Genomic DNA, 1,723 nt, shown 5'->3' on the forward strand with positions numbered 1-1,723 from the left:
GATGACTACGACGCGCTGCTTCCCTGGAAGATGCCCTCCGAACCCCGCTGACCTGCATCGCTACCACACCTCAAGCGCTCTGCCACCTTACTCTGAAGGGCGTCGTTCGTGGATCGCATACCCGTCGAAGCGGACGAGGCAAAACGCGCCGAGACAGCGCAAGACAGCGCCACCGCCACGCGCGCCGCTGTGATGGCTGGCCCGGTGACTGGTGCGCTGACCGCGTTCGGTCTGCCGGCAGCACATGCCGATCTGGTCGCGGGACTCGCGTTCGCCGTCGTGCTCGAAGGTGTCGCGTGCTTCGCCTGGCTGCTGGCGTTGCGCCCCGCCGACCTGATCGAGACGGCGGTAACGCCCGCCACACAAGGCAGTCACGCCGTGCCAGTTACGGCAGTCACGCTCGCCAGTAACGCTGTCGCACCGGTCGTGACGGCAGGCGCAGAGCCCGCGCCAATGCTTCAGTTGCCGGTTGTCGAGCAGGCTGACGACGTGACCCGAGTCACGACAGCAATCGCCGCCGGCACCCTAAAGGCGACCGTGACCGAGATCCGATGGTGCGCAAAAACATTACACAGGTCGCAAGATGAGCACGACCTGCAATTACATTTCATCAGCTTTTGCCTGGAAGCAACGACAGCCACGCATCTGCGATTACGGCAGCCACTCGAGTCTTGTTGCGACACTGAAGCATCTTCGCATCGATCTCCTTTTGCTTAGTAGTGTCACCGCTGCCGGCCGCATCCACCTGCATCGCAATGGCGTCAGTACAAGCCTGATGAGCTTTGATAGAAGCGATAGCGAGCGGAGTTCCGAGCGCCAAAATAAACAGCGTAACGACGACATACAGCGTGCGAAGCATTTTGAGTTCTTCTCCGGAATGGTTAGTGAGAGCGGCGAAAAGCCAACTCTGGATTACGGCAAAAAACAACAAAACTTTGATCGAAGTAATCGAACGACGACCTACTACGCCGGGATCGAGCCGTACGCCGCTCAGCGGCGGTTGGTGATCGTTAATTTTGCTAGCGGTGTCCATTCGAGCGCTAATGCTGTCCATTAATTCTGCTAGCGCAGGCGGCCGGTGGCCCGAAACAAGCATTTTTCGCGGTAACGGCTGATCGCCCGAAGCGCGGCATCGAAGTGATTTGATAGCCAGAACACGGACGCCGGCTGTTGGCGTTGATTAATTCTGCAAGCCGTTTCCACGGCAGCGCTAATGTTGTCCTTTAATTTTGCTAGCGCGCCTTTCCACCGTAACACGGACTCATTGCCCGTCACGCATGACTGCGCGCAGTGCGATAACGGTATAGCGGACATCCGCCCAAGGACTGTGGGTGCCGCCGGGTAATCGCAAAAGTGCCCTGCTCTATGACGTTTTTTTCACTCGTGCACCGAGACGGGCTCGTCCGAAGATCGCGACAATGGCTTTCGGTATCTGCGCGTGCTGCTTCTTTAGGCTAACGCGTCCCTGCGTCGCTCGACAGCGGTATTAGCGAAATTAAAGAACACGTTGAAACGCGCTAGCAAAATTAACGGACATCCCGTCGTTCACCCGTTGTTGAAACGCGACGGGTGACAAAACCATCAATCTGGCTGTACGGCCGTAAGCACCCGGCGAAGGCATCTTGAACGGCAAGCCGGGCAGCCCGACGATCATGTCCATTCAAATTTTAAATGGACAGGTGTACATGATGGACGAAGTCGAGGTTGTCCAGGAGGTGGTTCA

The 1,723-nt window shown here is 57.6% G+C and carries 1 protein-coding gene; it reads right to left on the reverse strand.

All coding sequences use genetic code 11. The annotated features are described in order from the left end of the window. Positions 1-610: 610 nt before the first annotated feature. Complete coding sequence (locus FVF58_RS50900; protein ID WP_149676972.1) at positions 611-1,054, reverse strand: hypothetical protein; 444 nt, start codon at positions 1,052-1,054, stop codon at positions 611-613. Positions 1,055-1,723: the final 669 nt, after the last annotated feature.

Origin of the sequence: Paraburkholderia panacisoli (genome assembly GCF_008369935.1) — a bacterium.
In the GTDB taxonomy this organism is placed as follows: domain Bacteria; phylum Pseudomonadota; class Gammaproteobacteria; order Burkholderiales; family Burkholderiaceae; genus Paraburkholderia; species Paraburkholderia panacisoli.

Coding starts and splice junctions, on each gene's coding strand:
- FVF58_RS50900 (WP_149676972.1), bottom strand. CDS start 1,054: ATGGACAGCATTAGCGCTCGAATGGACACCGCTAGCAAAATTAACGAT.